General features: G+C 72.8%; 18 protein-coding genes. 15 read left to right on the plus strand and 3 right to left on the minus strand.

What is annotated here, in order from left to right; genetic code table 11:
• Positions 1 to 131 precede the first annotated feature (131 nt).
• From VKZ81_RS29905 to VKZ81_RS29925, 5 genes are read left to right on the plus strand one after another with little or no spacing between them, the layout of a single operon-like run.
• A complete protein-coding gene (locus VKZ81_RS29905; RefSeq protein ID WP_324245073.1) occupies positions 132 to 455 on the plus strand; it encodes a 2Fe-2S iron-sulfur cluster-binding protein in 324 nt (107 codons plus the stop codon).
• Positions 456 to 509: 54 nt separating this feature from the next.
• Entirely contained in the window at positions 510 to 1796 is a 1287-nt protein-coding gene (locus tag VKZ81_RS29910) for an aromatic ring-hydroxylating dioxygenase subunit alpha (RefSeq protein ID WP_324245074.1), read from the plus strand.
• Between the two features lie 4 nt (positions 1797 to 1800).
• The gene (locus tag VKZ81_RS29915; RefSeq protein ID WP_324245075.1) at positions 1801 to 2304 is read left to right on the plus strand and encodes a hypothetical protein; all 504 of its coding nucleotides are present in this window, start codon (positions 1801 to 1803) and stop codon (positions 2302 to 2304) included.
• Positions 2301 to 3116, plus strand: a complete 816-nt coding sequence (locus VKZ81_RS29920) for a 3-methyl-2-oxobutanoate hydroxymethyltransferase (protein ID WP_324245076.1) — start codon at positions 2301 to 2303, stop codon at positions 3114 to 3116. Before VKZ81_RS29915 ends, VKZ81_RS29920 begins: the two co-directional genes overlap by 4 nt.
• 5 nt (positions 3117 to 3121) lie before the next feature.
• On the plus strand, positions 3122 to 3970 hold the full coding sequence (locus VKZ81_RS29925; RefSeq protein ID WP_324245077.1) for an alpha/beta fold hydrolase: 849 nt from the start codon (positions 3122 to 3124) through the stop codon (positions 3968 to 3970).
• 32 nt (positions 3971 to 4002) lie between these two features.
• Here the strand turns inward: VKZ81_RS29925 and VKZ81_RS29930 are convergent, their stop codons facing one another.
• Entirely contained in the window at positions 4003 to 4983 is a 981-nt protein-coding gene (locus VKZ81_RS29930; RefSeq protein ID WP_324245078.1) for an ABC transporter substrate-binding protein, read from the minus strand.
• Positions 4984 to 5043: 60 nt separating this feature from the next.
• On the opposite strand from VKZ81_RS29930, the gene VKZ81_RS29935 reads away from it, so the two are divergent.
• The 4 genes from VKZ81_RS29935 to VKZ81_RS29950 are packed head-to-tail and all read left to right on the plus strand — an operon-like array spanning position 5044 to position 8835.
• The gene (locus tag VKZ81_RS29935; protein ID WP_324245079.1) at positions 5044 to 6150 is read left to right on the plus strand and encodes a zinc-dependent alcohol dehydrogenase; all 1107 of its coding nucleotides are present in this window, start codon (positions 5044 to 5046) and stop codon (positions 6148 to 6150) included.
• Positions 6147 to 6830 (plus strand): 4-carboxy-4-hydroxy-2-oxoadipate aldolase/oxaloacetate decarboxylase, encoded by a 684-nt coding sequence (locus VKZ81_RS29940; RefSeq protein WP_324245080.1) that lies wholly within the window; start codon positions 6147 to 6149, stop codon positions 6828 to 6830. The genes VKZ81_RS29935 and VKZ81_RS29940 overlap by 4 nt, the downstream gene beginning before the upstream one ends.
• Entirely contained in the window at positions 6827 to 7843 is a 1017-nt protein-coding gene (locus VKZ81_RS29945) for an amidohydrolase family protein (protein WP_324245081.1), read from the plus strand. The genes VKZ81_RS29940 and VKZ81_RS29945 overlap by 4 nt, the downstream gene beginning before the upstream one ends.
• 2 nt (positions 7844 to 7845) lie before the next feature.
• The gene (locus VKZ81_RS29950) at positions 7846 to 8835 is read left to right on the plus strand and encodes an ABC transporter substrate-binding protein (protein WP_324245082.1); all 990 of its coding nucleotides are present in this window, start codon (positions 7846 to 7848) and stop codon (positions 8833 to 8835) included.
• A 17-nt stretch (positions 8836 to 8852) separates the two neighbouring features.
• Here VKZ81_RS29950 and VKZ81_RS29955 read toward each other — a convergent pair whose 3' ends face one another.
• Positions 8853 to 10109: an NAD(P)/FAD-dependent oxidoreductase gene (locus VKZ81_RS29955; protein WP_324245083.1), complete on the minus strand. Its 1257-nt coding sequence runs from the start codon at positions 10107 to 10109 to the stop codon at positions 8853 to 8855.
• A 50-nt stretch (positions 10110 to 10159) separates the two neighbouring features.
• On the minus strand, positions 10160 to 11296 hold the full coding sequence (locus VKZ81_RS29960; RefSeq protein WP_324245084.1) for an MFS transporter: 1137 nt from the start codon (positions 11294 to 11296) through the stop codon (positions 10160 to 10162).
• Between the two features lie 95 nt (positions 11297 to 11391).
• Here VKZ81_RS29960 and VKZ81_RS29965 point away from each other — a divergent pair, with 95 nt between their 5' ends.
• From VKZ81_RS29965 to VKZ81_RS29990, 6 genes are all read left to right on the plus strand, one after another.
• Entirely contained in the window at positions 11392 to 12897 is a 1506-nt protein-coding gene (locus VKZ81_RS29965; RefSeq protein ID WP_324245085.1) for a tripartite tricarboxylate transporter permease, read from the plus strand.
• Positions 12894 to 13433, plus strand: a complete 540-nt coding sequence (locus tag VKZ81_RS29970; RefSeq protein WP_324245086.1) for a tripartite tricarboxylate transporter TctB family protein — start codon at positions 12894 to 12896, stop codon at positions 13431 to 13433. Before VKZ81_RS29965 ends, VKZ81_RS29970 begins: the two co-directional genes overlap by 4 nt.
• Before the next feature lie 28 nt (positions 13434 to 13461).
• Positions 13462 to 14499 carry a tripartite tricarboxylate transporter substrate-binding protein gene (locus VKZ81_RS29975; protein ID WP_324245087.1) on the plus strand — a complete coding sequence of 346 codons (1038 nt, stop codon included), beginning with the start codon at positions 13462 to 13464 and terminating at the stop codon, positions 14497 to 14499.
• Positions 14500 to 14534: 35 nt separating this feature from the next.
• The gene (locus VKZ81_RS29980) at positions 14535 to 15113 is read left to right on the plus strand and encodes a cupin domain-containing protein (RefSeq protein ID WP_324245088.1); all 579 of its coding nucleotides are present in this window, start codon (positions 14535 to 14537) and stop codon (positions 15111 to 15113) included.
• Complete coding sequence (locus tag VKZ81_RS29985) at positions 15113 to 15712, plus strand: cupin domain-containing protein (RefSeq protein WP_324245089.1); 600 nt, start codon at positions 15113 to 15115, stop codon at positions 15710 to 15712. The genes VKZ81_RS29980 and VKZ81_RS29985 overlap by 1 nt, the downstream gene beginning before the upstream one ends.
• A 215-nt stretch (positions 15713 to 15927) precedes the next feature.
• Positions 15928 to 16151 (plus strand): TCP-1/cpn60 chaperonin family protein (locus VKZ81_RS29990; RefSeq protein ID WP_324245090.1); only part of this gene is annotated, 224 nt, incomplete at its 3' end.

Consider the following 16151-nt stretch of genomic DNA (forward strand, 5'->3'; position numbering starts at 1 on the left):
CGCATTGTATGCCCTCACCGATCGTCTCCTGCGGCGGTGCCGCCCGTGCCGTGATCACGAATCGTGGTGCTGGCCCTCCTCACCTCGCCATGGTCTAATGGACAGACCAAGCGCGAGAGGAAGTCGCAACGGTGCCGAAGGTGATCTACGTCGGCGACGACGGGGCGGAGTACGCCGTCGACGCCGTCGTCGGCGAGTCCGTGATGGCGGCCGCGGTCAAGAACGGGGTGCCCGGGATCGTCGGCGAGTGCGGGGGCAACGCGTCCTGCGCCACCTGCCACGTCTGGGTGCGCGAGGAGTTCGGGCCCGCCGTCGGGTCGCCGGGCGACATGGAGGAGGACCTCCTCGACCTCGCGGTCTCCGAGCGGCGCGACGGGAGCCGGCTGTCCTGCCAGATCCCCGTCTCGCCCGAGCTCGATGGGCTGACGGTCGACGTGCCGCCTGTTCAACCCTGACGGTATGGGGTAGGTATAACGGTTAGTCCACGCTTCCGAAGGGGGAGTCGTTCCGTGCTTCGCCAGGACATCAACGAGCTTCTGACCCGCACCGGCCCGGGCACGCCGATGGGGGAGCTGTTCCGGCAGTACTGGATACCGGCCTGCCTCGCCGAGGAGCTCCCGGAGGACGACTGCCCCCCGATCCGGCTCAAGCTGCTGTCGGAGCGGCTCATCGCGTTCCGCGACAGCTACGGCCGCTACGGCCTGATCGACGAGTTCTGCGCCCACCGCGGCGCCTCGCTGTGGTTCGGCCGCAACGAGGAGGGCGGCCTGCGCTGCCCCTACCACGGCTGGAAGTACGACGTCACCGGCCAGTGCGTCGAGGTCCCCTCGGAGGCGGACAACTCGAGCTTCTGCCAGAACGTCAAGCTCACCGCGTACCCGCTGGTCAAGATCGGCGACATCCTCTGGACCTACATGGGGGATCCGGCCGGCAAGCCGCCGCTGCCGGAGTTCGAGTTCGCGCTGGTGCCCCCGGAGCAGACCTACACCTCCAAGCGCCTGCAGCAGTGCAACTGGCTGCAGGCCTTCGAGGGCGGCATCGACTCCAGCCACGTCACGTTCCTGCACTCCGGCGGGCTGAAGAACGACCCGCTGTTCAAGGGCGCGAAGGGCAACGAGTACAACCAGAAGGACACCAAGCCGTTCTTCGAGGTCGTCGACTCCGACGGCGGGCTCTACGTCGGGGCCCGGCGCAACGCCGAGGACGGCAAGTACTACTGGCGGATCACGCCGTGGGTGATGCCGTCGTTCACGATGGTGCCCCCGCGTGGCGACCACCCGATCCACGGGCACTTCTGGATCCCGATCGACGACGAGAACTGCTGGGTCTACAGCTTCGACTACCACCCGGTCCGCGCGCTCACCGCGGCCGAGCGGCAGGCGATGATCGAGGGCAACGGCGTGCACAGCGAGAACATCCCGGGCACGTACCGACCGGTCGCCAACCGCGACAACGACTACCTGATGGACCGGGAGAAGCAACGCACCGGCGAGTACTACTCGGGCGTGAAGGGCATCGCGATCCAGGACGCGTCGCTGCAGGAGAGCATGGGCCCGATCGCCGACCGCACGAAGGAGCGGCTCGTGCCCGCCGACGCGGGCATCATCAAGGCCCGGCAGAAGCTGCGCAAGGCCGCGATCGCGCTGCGCGACCACGGCACCACGCCACCCGGCGTGGACCCGGCGCACCACCGCGTGCGGTCGGCGGCCGTCGTCCTGCCCCACGCCGAGGCGTTCCTCGAGGCCGTGAAGGACGACGTGCGCGTCAAGCCCGGCGAGCCGATCGCGTCGGTGTAGGCGGATGGCTCCCCGGACCTTCGTCGACCCCAGCCTGCCGAGCAGCTGCGCCCGCGCCGCGACGGCCGCCGAGGCCCGCTACCGCATCCAGCGCCCGGTGGCGCCCGCGCGGGCCCCGCGGGTCGTCGGCCTCGACGACGGCGCGGTCGGGATCGTGCGCCGCGTCGCCGGGCTGGACTGGGCCAACGCCCGCTTCTACGCCTGGCGGGACGCGGGCCTGCTGCAGGGCGTGGACGGCGGGTCGGCCACCCTCGACGACGAGCTCGCCTCGGCCGACGTCGTCGTCATGATCGCGACCAGCGACGGCGGCGCGGACGCCGCTCACACGATCGGCGAGGCCTGCTTCCAGCGCGGCATCATGACCGCCGGGCTGGTCGTCGCGGGCGACGGCGGCGCCGGTGACGGCGCGGACCGGGCGGTCGCCGCGCTGCGCCCGCACGCCCGTGTGCTGCTGCCGGGCGCCGACGAGAGCGACGTCGTCGAGCTGCTGCGGGCCCTGCGGGCATGAGCAGCCGGACGACGCTGCGCGACCTGCAGCGCATGAAGGACGAGGGCCGCAAGATCGTCGGGGTCGTGGCGTGGGACCACCAGATGGCCAAGGTCGCCGACCGGGCGGGCGTGGAGATCGTGTCGGTCGGCGACACGGTCGGGGTGAACCTCTGGGGCCACGCCAACCCGTTCGAGATCACGATGGACGAGATGCTCGTCGTGGCCAGGGCGGTGCGCCGCGGGGTGTCGCGGGCGCTGGTGAGCGCCGACCTCCCGTTCGGCCCGGTCCAGGAGGGCCCGGCCGAGGCGGTGCGCGCGGCCATCCGGTTCGTCAAGCAGGCCGGGGTCGACATGGTCAAGGTCGACGGCGCCGCCGACCACCTGGAGGCGGTCACGGCGATCACCAAGGCCGGCATCCCGGTGTTCGCGCAGTTCGGCATCACGCCGCAGACCGCGCTGCGCTACGGCGTGGAGTACTCGGCCACCCCGTCCGCGTCCGACCAGGTGCCGCCGGAGCTGACCGACGAGATGGTCGACACCGCGCGGCGGCTCGAGGCGGCGGGCGCGGTGCTGCTCAACTTCACCAACTCCGGGCCGGTCGCGGGCGCCGCGGTCGCCAAGGCCGCGGCGGTGCCGGTGCTCGGCGGGTTCGGCGGCGGGCCGTGGCTCGACGGGCGGATGCGCATGGCGCACGCCGCCATCGGCTACGCGGCCTCGGCGATCGACGACCCGCCCGACACCTACGCCAACGTCGCCTGGATCGCCTTCGACGCGCTCACGCGCTACGCCGACGACGTCCGCGGCGGCAGGCAGCTGCCCGGTGGGAGGTGACCGGGGTGCCCACCGCGATCGCCGACGGCATCCCCACCCGCTACGAGGTGGTCGGGTCCGGCCCGCCGCTGCTGATGTTCTCCCCGGGCGGGTTCGACTCGACGTTGGAGAGCTGGCGGACCGTCGGGATCTACCGCCGCCTCGACCTGCTCGAGCAGCTGGCGGCCCGCTACACGTGCATCACGTTCGACCGCCGCGAGTCCGGCCGCTCCGGCGGCCGGGTCGAGCGGCTCACCTGGGCCCGCTACGTCGCGCAGGCGGTCGGGCTCCTCGACCACCTCGGCGTCGAGCGCGCCCACCTCATGGGCGGCTGCGTCGGCTGCTCGACGGCCGCCGCGATGGCGGTGGCCCACCCCGAGCGCGTGCGCTCGATGGTGCTGTACTCCCCGGCGGGCGGGGTGAAGTACCGGATGAAGCAGCTGGACCGCTTCGCCCGGCACCTCGCGTTCGTGCAGGCCGAGGGCCTGGCCGGGGTGGTCGCGCTCGCGCGGGCGACCGAGGCGGGGTTCGCGGCCGACCCGCGGGTGGGGCCCTGGAACAGCGTGATCCGCGCCGACCCGGCCTTCGCCGAGGCCTACGCGGCCCGCGACCCCGACCGTTACGCGCTCGTCGTGAACGGCACGGCCCGGCTGATGTTCGACCGCGACACCGTGCCGGGCGTGGAACCGGAGGACCTGCTCTGCCTCGACACCCCCGCGCTGATCGTCCCGGGAGAGGACGACTCGCACGCGCCGTCCGCGGCCCGCTACCTGCAGGAGTGCCTGCCCGCGGCCGAGTACTGGGACGCCCCGGTGGCCGAACAGACGCGGGAGACCGCGCCCGCCCGGATCCTGGAGTTCCTCGACGGGCGCTGACGCGTGGGCCCCGGCCTGCTCCGCCCGGTCCGCTACCCGACGAGGTCGAGCGTGTCCCCGGCGAACACGTCCTCCAGCTCCACCGGGCGGGAGAGGATCTTCTGGTCGACCGCGGTGCGGACCAGCCGCTCGAGCACCTCCCGGTTCGGCTCGATCCCGTAGGGGAGCGGGTCGGCGCCCGTCAGCTCGTGCACCTGCTGGTGGAGCCGGTCGACGGCCGTCGGCGACGCGATGCCCCCGTTGGTCAGCCGGTCGAGGTAGACCTGCTTCGCGCGCACGAAGGCGTCGAAGAGGTCGCGGGCGAGGTCGGGGTGGGCGCGCAGCACGTCGTCGCGGACGACCACGAGGTGGTTGATCGGGTAGAGGCCGCGCTCCCGCAGCGCGGTGAGGGCGGTGCCGGTCGGGTCCGGGATCAGCGGCGTGACGTCCGGCGCCTGGATGGGCGCGCCGAGCACGGCGGCGAGCTTCCCGCTGCGCAGCAGCTCCTCGAGGCTGCGCGGCGGCTTGACCGGCACCACGTTGGCCGGGGGCCGGTACTGCGCGACGTGCTCGTCGCCGGAGAGCACCCACGTGACCCGGTCGAGGTCGACGCCGTACTCCTCCTGCAGGATCGCCCGCGCCCACACCCCGGTGGTGACCGTGTAGCCGCGGTCGACGCCGACCCGGCGGCCCTCGAGGTCCTTCGGATGGCGGATGCCGCCCGCGGCGGCCACCTGGATCACGCCGTGGTGCAGCCCGCGCGCGATGAAGATCGGCAGCGCGGTGAACTCGACGCCGTGCTCCTTCGCGACCAGGTAGGTGGTCAGGGCCATCTCGCTGACGTCGTAGGCCAGCTCGCGCACCATCCGGCGGAAGGCCGAGACGAGGACCGGCACCTCTTCGAACTCGAGCCGGAACCCGCGCGGGGTCACCTCACCGCTCTTCAACGCCTCGTTGGCTCCCTGCGTACGGGTGACGGTCCGCAGCACGGGCCGCCCGGGCTCCTGCATCCTCGTTCCCCCCTGGTCGCTCACCGACGCCTATGGTATTACCAATAGACCTTAGATGGGGAGGCGGGGTCGATGGTCGATCACGTGCTCGCAGCGGTCCGGACCGGCCCGGGCGTCACCGAGCTCCGCGAGTTCCCGATGCCCGACATCGACGAGGACAGCGCTCTCCTCGAGGTCGAGGTGGCGGGGATCTGCGGCACCGACGTGAAAATGTACGCGAAGCCACCGACGCCCGCCCCTGTGATCATGGGGCACGAGAACGTCGGTGTCATCTCGAAGGCGGGGCGCCGGTTCGCCGAGCGCAAGGGCGTCGGCGAGGGTGACCGGGTCTTCGTCGAGCACTACGTGGGGTGCTTCCACTGCGAGTGGTGCCACGCGGGGGAGTACCGCCACTGCGAGCTCACCGACTGGCGCACCAACCCCGACGCGCGCCGCTACGGCTACACCTCGTCGGACCACCCGGGCCGGCTGTGGGGCGGCTTCTCGCAGTACATGTACCTGCCGTGGAACGCGGTGGTCCACAAGGTCCCCGACGGGGTGTCGGCCGAGCTCGCGGGGCTGGTGACGCCGCTGTCGAACGGCATCGAGTGGGCGCTGAACGCCGGGAGGGTGGGCTACGCGTCGACCGTGCTCATCCAGGGGCCGGGGCAACAGGGGCTCTCCCAGGTGGTCGCGTCCAAGCAGGCCGGCGCGTCGCTGATCATCGTGACGGGGACGACACGGGATGCGGCCCGGCTCGACCTCGCCAAGGGGCTAGGTGCGGACGCCGTGATCGACGTCGAGCGCGAGGACCCGCTGGAGCGGGTGGTGGAGCTGACCGGCGGGCGGGGCGTCGACACGGTGCTCGACTGCACCGCGGGGGCGGGGACGGCCCCGGTGCTGCTCGGCATCGACGCCCTCAAGCGCCGCGAGGGGATCATGGTGACCCAGGGCGAGCTCGCGGCGTTCCCGGACTTCCCGCTCAAGAAGCTGACCGAGAAGTCGATCACGCTCGCCAGCGCGCGCGGGCACGGCTACCGCGCGGTCGAGCTGGCGCTCGAGCAGCTCGCGTCCGGCCGCTTCCCCCTCGAGCGGCTCGCCACCCACAGCTTCGGCCTCCACCAGGTCGACCACGCGATCCGCGCGCTGGCCGGCGAGACGGGGGAGGATGCGATCCACATCTCACTGCTGCCGTGGAAGGGAACCGCGTGAGCGTCGTCGTCCGCAACCCGCCCCGCACCGAACGCGAGCTGGTCGAGCAGCTCGGCCGGTTCGGGGTGTCCACGATCCACGAGGCGCAGGGCCGCACCCACCTGCTCGACCCGGCGCTGCGCCCGATCTGGGCCGGTGCCCGCGCCGCCGGTACCGCCGTGACCGTGAGCGTCCCGCCAGGGGACAACTGGATGATCCACGTCGCCGTCGAGCAGTGCGCCGAGGGCGACCTGCTGGTCGTCGCCCCGACGACGCCGTCGTCGGCCGGGTACTTCGGCGAGCTGCTCGCCACCGCGCTGGCCTACCGCGGGGTGCGCGGCCTGGTGATCGACGCGGGCTGCCGCGACGTCGCCGAGCTGCGGGAGATGGGCTTCCCCGTGTGGTCCCGGCACGTGTCGGCGTTCGGCACGGTCAAGGAGACGCTCGGTGACGTCAACGTCGGGCTGGTGTGCGCGGGGCAGTGGATCGAGCCGGGCGACGTGGTCGTCGCCGACGACGACGGGGTGGTGGTCGTGCCCCGGGCGGAGGCCGCCGCCGTCGTCGAGGCGTGCCGGGCCCGGGAGGAGAAGGAGGCCCGCGCGCGGGAGCGCTACGCCAAGGGCGAGCTCAGCCTGGATGTGAACGCGATGCGCGACGCCCTCGCCGCCAAGGGCCTCACCTACGTGGACGCCGACCGATGATCATCGACTGCCACGGCCACTACACGACCGTCCCCGCCGCCCAGCAGGAGTTCCGCAACGCCCAGCTCGCCGCGCTGGACGATCCGTCGCTGCCCGCGCCCGCCCCGGCGAAGATCAGCGACGACGAGATCCGCGAGAGCGTCGAGGGCAACCAGCTGCGGATCCTGCGCGAGCGCGGCGGCGACCTCATGCTGTTCTCGCCGCGCGCCTCGTCGATGGCCCACCACGTGCCCGACCCGGCCACCGCGCGGGCGTGGGCGGCCACGAGCAACGACCTCGTCGCGCGGGTGGTGGACCTCTACCCGGACCACTTCGCGCCCGTCTGCCAGCTGCCCCAGACCCCGGGCGGTTCGCTCGACGACTCCGTGGCCGAGCTGCGCCGCTGCGTCGGGGCCGGCTTCGTCGGTTGCAACCTCAACCCCGACCCGTCCGGCGGGTACTGGACGTCCCCGCCGCTCACCGACGAGTACTGGTTCCCGCTGTACGAGGCGATGGTGGAGCTCGACGTGCCCGCGATGGTGCACGTGTCGGCCTCCTGCAACCCCAACTTCCACGCGCTCGGCGCGCACTACCTCAACGCCGACACCTCGACGTTCATGCAGTTCCTCGAGGGCGACCTGTTCACGCGGTTCCCGACGCTGCGCTTCGTCATCCCGCACGGCGGCGGGGCGGTCCCGTACCACTGGGGCCGCTACCGCGGGCTCGCGATCCGGATGGGGCGGCCCGACCCGGCCACGCTGCTCGAGAACGTCTTCTTCGACACCTGCGTGTACCACCAGCCCGGCATCGACCTGCTCACGAGCGTGATCCCGACGCAGAACATCCTGTTCGCCTCGGAGATGCTCGGCGCGGTGCGCGGCGCCGACCCCGAGACCGGCGTCGCGTGGGACGACACGAAGCACTACCTCGACCGCGCCGACCTCACCGACGAGCAGCGGCACGCGATCTTCGAGGGCAACGCGCGGCGGGTCTACCCCCGCCTCGACGCGCGCCTGCGGGCGGCGGGGCGGTAGCGGTGGGGCGGCTGAGGCTGGCGTTCGCCTGCGGCGACTACGACCGCACGCGGGCGCTCTACGAGGGCACGATCCAGCCCGACGGGATCGAGCTGACCTACCTGCGGCTCCCGGTCGAGGAGACGTTCTTCCGGATGATGCGCCACCGCGAGTTCGAGGTGGCGGAGCTGTCGCTGTCGTCGTACGTGAAGTCGCTCGACCTCGACCCGCGCCCGTTCGTCGCGCTGCCGGTCTACCCGTCGCGGATGTTCCGCCACGGCGGGATCTTCGTGAACGCGGCGTCGGGCATCGAGAAACCGCAGGACCTGCGCGGGAAGGTGGTCGGCACGCCCGAGTGGCAGCTCACGGCCGGCGTGTGGATCCGCGGCATCCTCGCCGACCACCACGACGTGCCGGTCGAGTCCGTCACCTACCGCACCGGCGGGCAGGAGGCGCCGGGACGGATCGAGAAGGCCCCCGTCGACCTCGGCGGGCGCGTCCGGGTCGAGCCGATCCCGCCCGACGCGACCCTGTCGCAGATGCTCGCCGACGGCGAGATCGACGCCCTCTACAGCCCGCGGGTGCCTTCGTCGTTCCGCCCGGGCGGGCCGGTGCGGCGGCTGTTCGCCGACCCGGTCGCGGCGGAGAAGGAGTACTACGCGGCCACCGGCATCTTCCCGATCATGCACGTGGTCGTCGTCCGCCGCGACGTCTACGAGCGGCACCCGTGGGTGGCGCAGTCGCTGGCCAAGGCGTTGAACCTGGCCAAGGCCGAGGCGATGGCCAACCTCTACGACACCTCCGCGCTGCGGTTCACCCTGCCCTGGCTCGTGCCGGGGGTGGAGGAGGCGCGGTCGCTGCTGGGGGAGGACTACTGGTCCTACGGGCTCGCGGCCAACGAGCACACGCTCGCCACGTTCCTGCGCTACCACCACGAGCAGGGGCTGTCGCGGCGGCGGTACGCGCCGGCCGAGCTGTTCGCACCCGAGTCGATCGAGTCCTTCGTGATCTAGGGCCCCGAACGGGGGGCTCAGCCGGCCAGCAGGTTCTTCAGCGGCGTGCTCGCGTCGACCGCCTTGTCCGCGGGCAGCGTGCGGCCCGTGGCCAGCGCCTTGCGCACCACCAGGTAGTCGGCCGGGGCGTTCACGGCGTCGACGGCGATGAGCGCGCCGTCGCGGTAGTAGAGCGCCGTGAGGCTCTCCCCACCCGGCTCGCCGCGCACCGCGACGCTGTCGTACCCGGTGGACAGCCCGGCGATCTGCAGCCGCAGGTCGCCCTGGTTGGACCAGAACCACGGCACGGCGCGCGGCCCGGGCGCGCGGCCGAGCAGCGTGGCCGCGGCGGTGCCCGCCTGCGCGACCGCGCCGGGCACCGACTCCAGCCGCACGCGGCCCTCGCCGGTGACGGGGTGGGGGAGCGCGGTGCAGTCGCCCGCCGCGACGACGGCCCGGTGGCTCGTGCGGGCGGCGTCGTCGGTGACGATGCCGCCGATCTCGTCGTCGCACTCCAGGCCGATCGCCTCGGCCAGCTCGGTGCGGGGCACCACGCCGACCCCGACCAGGACGAGGTGCGCCGCGAGCTCCCGCCCGTCGGCCAGCCGGACGGCCTCGACGCGGCCCGCCCCGCCGAAGCCCACGACCTCGGCGCCGAGCAGGACGGTGGTGCCCCGGCGCTCGTGGGCGCACCGGAGGAACTCCGACACGACCGGCGCCACCGCTCGCGGGGCGAGCCGGTCGGTGGCCTCGACGACCGTCACCTGCTTGCCGAGGGCGCGCGCCGCGGCGGCGGCCTCGAGCCCGATGAAGCCGCCGCCGACGACCACGACCCGCGCGGCCGCGTCGAGGTTCTCGCGCAGCCGGACGGCGTCGTCGAGGTCGCGCAGGTAGTGCACGCCGTCGAGCCCCGCCCCGGGGACGTCGAGCCGCCGCGGCCGGGCGCCGACGGTGAGGGCGAGCCGGGCGAAGCGCAGCGTCCGGCCGCCCGCCGTGCGCGCGGTCCCGGGGCGGCCGCGCTCGGGGAGGGCCACCTCGACCACCCGGTCGCCGCGCACCAGCGCGATCCGCTGCTGGACGTACCAGGCGGGCGCGCGGAAGGCGAGCGAGTCGGCCGCGACCGAGCCGGTGAGGAAGTCCTTCGACAGCGGCGGCCGCTGGTAGGGCGGGTGCGGCTCCGCGCCGACGAGCGTGATCGGGCTCCGGTCGCCGAGCTGCCGCAGCGAGCCTGCCAGCTGGACGCCCGCCTGACCGGCCCCGACGACCAGGGTGCCGGCGGGCGTGGGCTGCGGCATGGGACCACCTCCGACTAATGGACTTACCATTATGCCAAAGAGGGGGTGGCCTAGGAAGTGCCCCGGCGCCGCAGCGCGAACGCCGGGAGCGTCATCCCGGCGCCGACCACGGCGATCGCGGGCGCGAGCGGCACGACGACCACCAGCCCCGCGACGGCCGCGGGCGCGGCCAGCAGGGCCGCGGCCCGGAACGTGCCGGTGACGGCGATCGCGTCACCGCGCTCCTCCGGGTGCACGGCCTCGGCGGCGAGCGCGGGGCCGAGGACCTGGACCGCGCCGGCGGCCACGCCGCTCACCGCGAGCACCGCGGCGGCGAGCGGGGCGCTGGCGGCCGTCGCCGCGGTGAGCGCGGTCGCCCCGCCGGTCGCCACGATCGCGGCCAGCAGCGCGCGGACCGAGCCGCGGGACGGGACCCGCCCGGCCATCCCGGTGCCGAGCAGCTGCGCGCCGTTGGCGATCGCGATCAGGATGCCGACCGCGGTGGCCGTCTGGCCCGCCGCGTCGAGCGCGACCGGGACGTAGGAGGTGAGCAGGGCGCGCCAGGCGCCCGCGCTCACCCCTGCCCAGCAGCCGACGTCGACCCCGGGCCTGCGCCAGATCCGCCCGGGCTGCCGGTCGGGCGGGGGCGCGAACGGCGGCAGCCGGTCCAAGAGGGCCGCGGGGACGACGCCGAGCAGGGCGATGGCGGCGGAGACGGCCAGCGCCAGCGCGGGGCCGTGCTCGGAGAGGGCGCCCGCGAGCACGGGCCCGGCGAGTTGCCCGACCGAGCCCGCGAGGTTCATCTGCGCCAGCGCGCCCGCCGCGCGCCCCTCCCCGCGCACCACGTGGGTCTGGCTGCCGGTCCAGAAGCACGCCCGGGAGGCGCCCTGCAGCAGCTGGGCGGCCAGGAACGGCACCAGCGCGTCCGACACCGTCACGATCGCGCAGCTGGCCGCGAGGCTGATCCCGGCCCCGGCGATGAGCGTCCAGTCGGGCCAGCGGCGCATCGCCCGGCCCAACGCGAGCCGGACGAGCATCTGCGCGACGGCGGAGGCGGCGGTCAGCGCCCCGATCGCGAAGGCCGAGTAGCCGGCCTGCAGGGCGAGCAGCGGCAGGGCCACGCTCGCCGCCCCCAGTGAGAGGGAGTAGATGCCGGCACCCGCGGTCGACGCGATGGAGTCGCGCGAGAGATGATCACGCGACGGCACTCGCTGTGCTCCGATCGGCTGCAGCAAAGGTCTGATTGTTGTGCCAAACTACCAGCCGTGCCGTGGATCACCGCGTCGTCGCGTGGAGGCGATAGATGCTGACCGACGCGCTCAACGGTCTCACGCAGGTGTTCCAGCCGGTACCCCTCGCGCTGATGCTGCTCGGGGTGGCCATCGGCTTCGCGGTCGGCATCCTGCCCGGTCTCGGCGGCGCCGTGACCCTCGCGCTGATGCTGCCGTTCACCTTCGACATGCAGCCGGTCGAGGCGTTCGCCTTCCTGCTGGGCATGTGGGTCGTCACGTCGACGGCCGGTGACATCACCTCGGTGCTGTTCGGGGTGCCCGGCGAGGCGACGTCGGCGGCCACGGTGCTCGACGGCCACCCCATGACCAAACGGGGGGAGGGGGCGAGGGCGCTGGGCGCGGTGCTGCTGTCGTCGGCGCTCGGCGCGGTGTTCGGCGCGTTCGTGCTCGCGCTCTCCATCCCGGTCCTGCGCCCCGTGGTGCTCGCCTTCGGCCCGCCCGAGTTCTTCGCCCTGACCGTGCTCGGCCTGACGTTCGTCGTCGCGCTCTCGGGCAAGCGGCTGCTCAAGGGCTTCGCGATGGCCGGTCTCGGCCTGTTCGTCGCGCTGGTCGGGCTCGACCCGCAGGAGGGCGTGCAGCGCTACACCTTCGACCTGCTCTACCTGTGGGACGGCATCGGCATCGTCCCGCTCGTCGTCGGGCTGTTCGGCGGGGCCGAGGTGCTGCAGATCATGCTCAGCAAGCGCAGCATCGCCCGCGCCGACACCGCCGGGACCTCCCTCGCGGGCGTCGGGCAGGGCATCCGCGACGTCGTCCGCCACTGGGCCCTCGTCATCCGCTCCAGCGCCATCGGCACCGGCATCGGCATCGTGCCCGGGCTCGGTGGCACCGTCGCCCAGTTCCTCGCCTACGGTGCCGCGCAGCAGAGCTCGAAGACACCCGAGATGTTCGGCAAGGGCTCGGTCGAGGGCGTCATCGCGGCGGGCGCGGTCAACAACGCCAAGGACAGCGGATCGCTCATCCCGACGATCGGGTTCGGCATCCCCGGCGGCGCCGGCAGCGCCGTGCTGCTGTCGGCGTTCCTCATCGTGGGGCTCAACCCCGGTCAGGAGATGCTCACGACCCAGCTGGACGTCACCTTCTCCATGATCTGGATCACGGTGCTCGCCAACGCGATCGCCGTGGCGGCCGCGTTCGTGTTCCTCAAGCCGCTCACGCGGCTCACGTTCGTGTCCGGACCGCTGCTGGTGCCGTTCCTGCTGCTCCTGCTCACCCTCGGCGCCTACACGTCGAGCAACTCCGCGGGCGACATCGTCGTGATGCTCGGGGCCGCCGCGCTCGGCGTCGCGTGCATCCGGTACGACTGGCCGCGTGTTCCGTTCCTGCTCGCGGTGGTGCTCGGATCGCTGGCCGAGCGGTACCTCTTCCTGTCCCACTCGCTGTACGGGTGGTCGTGGCTGAGCCGGCCGATCGTCGTCGTGATCGGGCTGGCGATGGCGACGACGATCCTGGTGCCCGCGATCCGGCGCCGGAGGGCGCGGCGGGCGGCCCGGGCGACGACGGGGGAGGCGGTATGACCGCGCAGGCCCCGGTCGAGCCGGACACCGCGGGCGGGCGTCGGGCGCCCGACGCCGTCGCCGACGTCGTCATCGCCGCGCTGCTGGTCGCGCTGTTCGCCTGGGGGTTCACCGAGGCGGGGGAGTGGTCGGCGCGCGCGGCGCTGTTCCCGCGCCTGGTCACGGGCGCGGGCTTCCTGCTCGGCCTGCTGCTGCTCGGGCAGGCCGTGCTGCGGCTGCGCCGGCCGGCCCCGGCGCCGGACGGGGACGCAGGGCCCGATGACGCCGACCCCGACGACGTCGAGCACGTGTTCCGCAGCGCGGGGGCCGCGCGGTGGGCGAGGGCGCTCGGCTGGGTCGCCGGGTTCTACGCCCTGCTCTACGTCTGCGGCCTCTACCTCGCCGCGGCGGTCTTCTCGCTGCTGTACCTGAGGTTCGCAGGCAGACGGAGTTGGATCTTCAGCGCGATCTACGCCATTGTGATCGCGTGCGTGCTCTACGCGGTCTTCCGGTTGGTGCTCGGGGTCCCGGTGCCGGCGGGTCTGCTCGTGGAGTGATCGGAACTCGTCCCCCGCAGGAGGAGTGGTGGCTGACCGTCGGCGTGGCCTCGCGGCCGTCGTGGCGCTGGGCGTCGGGGCGGTGGTGCTGGCGGGGTGTTCGAGCGGCACCGCCGCGGCGGGTGGGGAGACGCTGCCGGCCTGCTCGTCGCTCGAGGGGGAGACCGTCTCCCTCGTCGTGCCCTACGAACCCGGCGGCGGCTACGACTCGTACGCGCGGCTGCTCGCCCCGTACCTGGAGCAGAACACGGGCGCGACCATCGCCGTGCAGAACCGACCGGGGGCGGGCGGCCTGCTCGCCCTGAACAACCTGCTCACCGAACGCCCCGACGGCACCACCATCGCGATCATGAACGGGGTCGGCGCCGGTGGCTCGTCGCTCGCGGGGGCCGAGGGCGCCCAGTTCTCCCTCGACGACTTCACCTACATCGGCCGTGTGGTGAGCGAGCCGCCGCTGATCGTCACCAGCGCGAACGGGCCGTACCAGACGTTCGACGCGGTGCGGCAGGCCCAGGGCTTCCGCTGGGGCTCCACCGGGCCCGGCGCCGAGGACTACGTCACCGCCTCGCTGCTGTCGCGGGTGTTCGAGATCGACGCCGAGGTCGTGACCGGGTTTCCGGGGTCGGGGGAGACCGAGCTCGCGATCCTGCAGGGCGCCCTCGACGGCATGTCCGGCAACCCGGGCAGCCGCCGCCAGGCGATCGAGGAGGGCACGCAGACGCCGGTGCTGCGCATGGGGGAGCAGCCGCCGTCGTGGCTGCAGGCCGACGTCCCGTGGGTGCGCGACGTCCCGATGAGCGACGAGCAGCGGGCCCTGATCGACGCGCACCTGGCGCTGATCGAGATCGGCCGCCCGCTGGTGGGCCCGCCGGGCATGGACGAGGCCGCCACCACCTGCTGGCGGGAGGCGATGGCCGCCGCGATGGCGAACCCGGACCTGCTCGCCGCGGCCCAGCAGCAGGAACGCGAGCTCGCGTTCCTGCCCGGCGCCGAGCTCGACACGCTCGTCCAGCGGATCCTGAGCGCTCCGCCGCACTACCGTGAGCTGCTGGCCAGTATGTACTAAGGTAAAACGGTCAGTCCAATAGGGAGGAGGTCGGCATGTCGCCGCCCGAGGACGCGTCCCGGCAGCTCTACCACAGCCAGAAGAACCGCACGTTCGTCCGGGCCGTCCAGGGGGACTACGGCCTCAACGCCGAGCTGGAGCGGCTGCGGTCCATGCCGCGGGTGCGCAAGGCGAGCGAGATCAAGTTCGTCGACGGGCCGCAGGCCTACAGCAGGCACTACGTCGAGCCGAAGGACGGCATCACCCAGACCTTCCACCTCCACCTCGAGGAGTACGGCCCCGGCGGCAAGTCCCAGAAGCACGGGCACGTCAACGAGGCCGCCTTCTACATCCTCGACGGCCGCGGCTACGAGATCCACGACGGCGAGCGCTACGACTGGGAGGCGGGCGACGTCGTGATCGTGCACAACAACTGCGTGCACCAGCACTTCAACGCCGACCCGCACCGCCCGGCCCGCGCCCTGGTCATCAAGACCAAGCCGATGTACATGTTCATGAACATGCTCTTCCAGAAGCAGGTGGAGCCGCGCCCGAGCGCGCCGACCCCCGAGGGCATCGGGTTCGAGGCCCGCGAGGAGGAAGAGGACTACAACCACCCGCGGGAGGGCTACTGATGGCCTGGTCCGAGACCGGGGCGTGGGTCGCGGGCACCGAGAACGCCCCCCTCTACGCCAACCTCCTGCGGGACGCGGAGGAGGCGCCCGCGCGCAACGCGGGCCGGCGCAAGGTGCTCAAGCCGGCGGACCTGCCGTGGGAGATGTCGCGGCAGGGGCTGCTCAAGCACCTCATCAACGAGGACCTCAACACCCGCATGGAGACGGTCGACGCCTACATGCAGATCATCCCGGCGGGCAGCCGCTCCGGGAAGCACCGGCACCTGGCCGAGGAGTGCCTCTACGTCCTCGAGGGCCGGGGCTACGACCTGCACCAGGACTGCGACGTCGAGATCACCGACACCTACCACTGGAAGCCGCGCGAGGAGGTCAAGCGCTTCGAGTGGGAGGCGGGTGACGTCATCTACGTGCCGCCGAACACGATCCACCAGCACTTCAACGCCGACCCGCACCGTCCCGCGCGGCTGATCTCCGCGATCAACCGGATCTACAAGCAGTGCGGCCTCAACGACCTGGAGCAGATCGAGGACGCCCCCGAGTACGACCCGTCGGTCGTCCTCGACGCGGAGAAGATCCGCGAGTACCTGCGCACGAAGTAGGTCGGGCGAGGGCCACGGGCCCGTCGCTTGCACGTGCCCCGCCTCCGGTGCTAAGAGGGAGCTGGCACTCCCATGTCCTGAGTGCTAACCGGGCGCGGTCGCCCGGAGCCGGTCGGGTCGATGAACCTGCTCGGCGCGTTCGAGCAGGTCCGTCGCGGGTATCGGCCCGGCCGTGACGTGCAAGGTTCGTCGTGATTGCGTGGAAGGACGACGCAATGGCGAAGATGATCGCGTTCGACGAGGAGGCGCGCCGCGGGCTCGAGCGCGGCATGAACACCCTCGCCGACGCCGTCAAGGGGACGCTCGGCCCCAAGGGCCGCAACGTGGTGCTGGAGAAGAAGTGGGGCGCGCCCACCATCACCAACGATGGTGTGTCGATCGCCAAGGAGATCGAGCTCGAGGACCCGTGGGAGAAGATCGGGGCCGAGCTGGTCAAGGA

The organism is Pseudonocardia sp. (assembly GCF_035305885.1).
Lineage (GTDB): Bacteria > Actinomycetota > Actinomycetes > Mycobacteriales > Pseudonocardiaceae > Pseudonocardia.

Bases quoted from the DNA above. Each gene is read 5' to 3' on its own strand.
- VKZ81_RS29915 (WP_324245075.1), top strand. From the start codon at position 1,801: ATGGCTCCCCGGACCTTCGTCGACCCCAGCCTGCCGAGCAGCTGCGCC.
- VKZ81_RS29920 (WP_324245076.1), top strand. From the start codon at position 2,301: ATGAGCAGCCGGACGACGCTGCGCGACCTGCAGCGCATGAAGGACGAG.
- VKZ81_RS29945 (WP_324245081.1), top strand. From the start codon at position 6,827: ATGATCATCGACTGCCACGGCCACTACACGACCGTCCCCGCCGCCCAG.
- VKZ81_RS29955 (WP_324245083.1), bottom strand. From the start codon at position 10,109: ATGCCGCAGCCCACGCCCGCCGGCACCCTGGTCGTCGGGGCCGGTCAG.
- VKZ81_RS29965 (WP_324245085.1), top strand. From the start codon at position 11,392: ATGCTGACCGACGCGCTCAACGGTCTCACGCAGGTGTTCCAGCCGGTA.
- VKZ81_RS29970 (WP_324245086.1), top strand. From the start codon at position 12,894: ATGACCGCGCAGGCCCCGGTCGAGCCGGACACCGCGGGCGGGCGTCGG.
- VKZ81_RS29980 (WP_324245088.1), top strand. From the start codon at position 14,535: ATGTCGCCGCCCGAGGACGCGTCCCGGCAGCTCTACCACAGCCAGAAG.
- VKZ81_RS29985 (WP_324245089.1), top strand. From the start codon at position 15,113: ATGGCCTGGTCCGAGACCGGGGCGTGGGTCGCGGGCACCGAGAACGCC.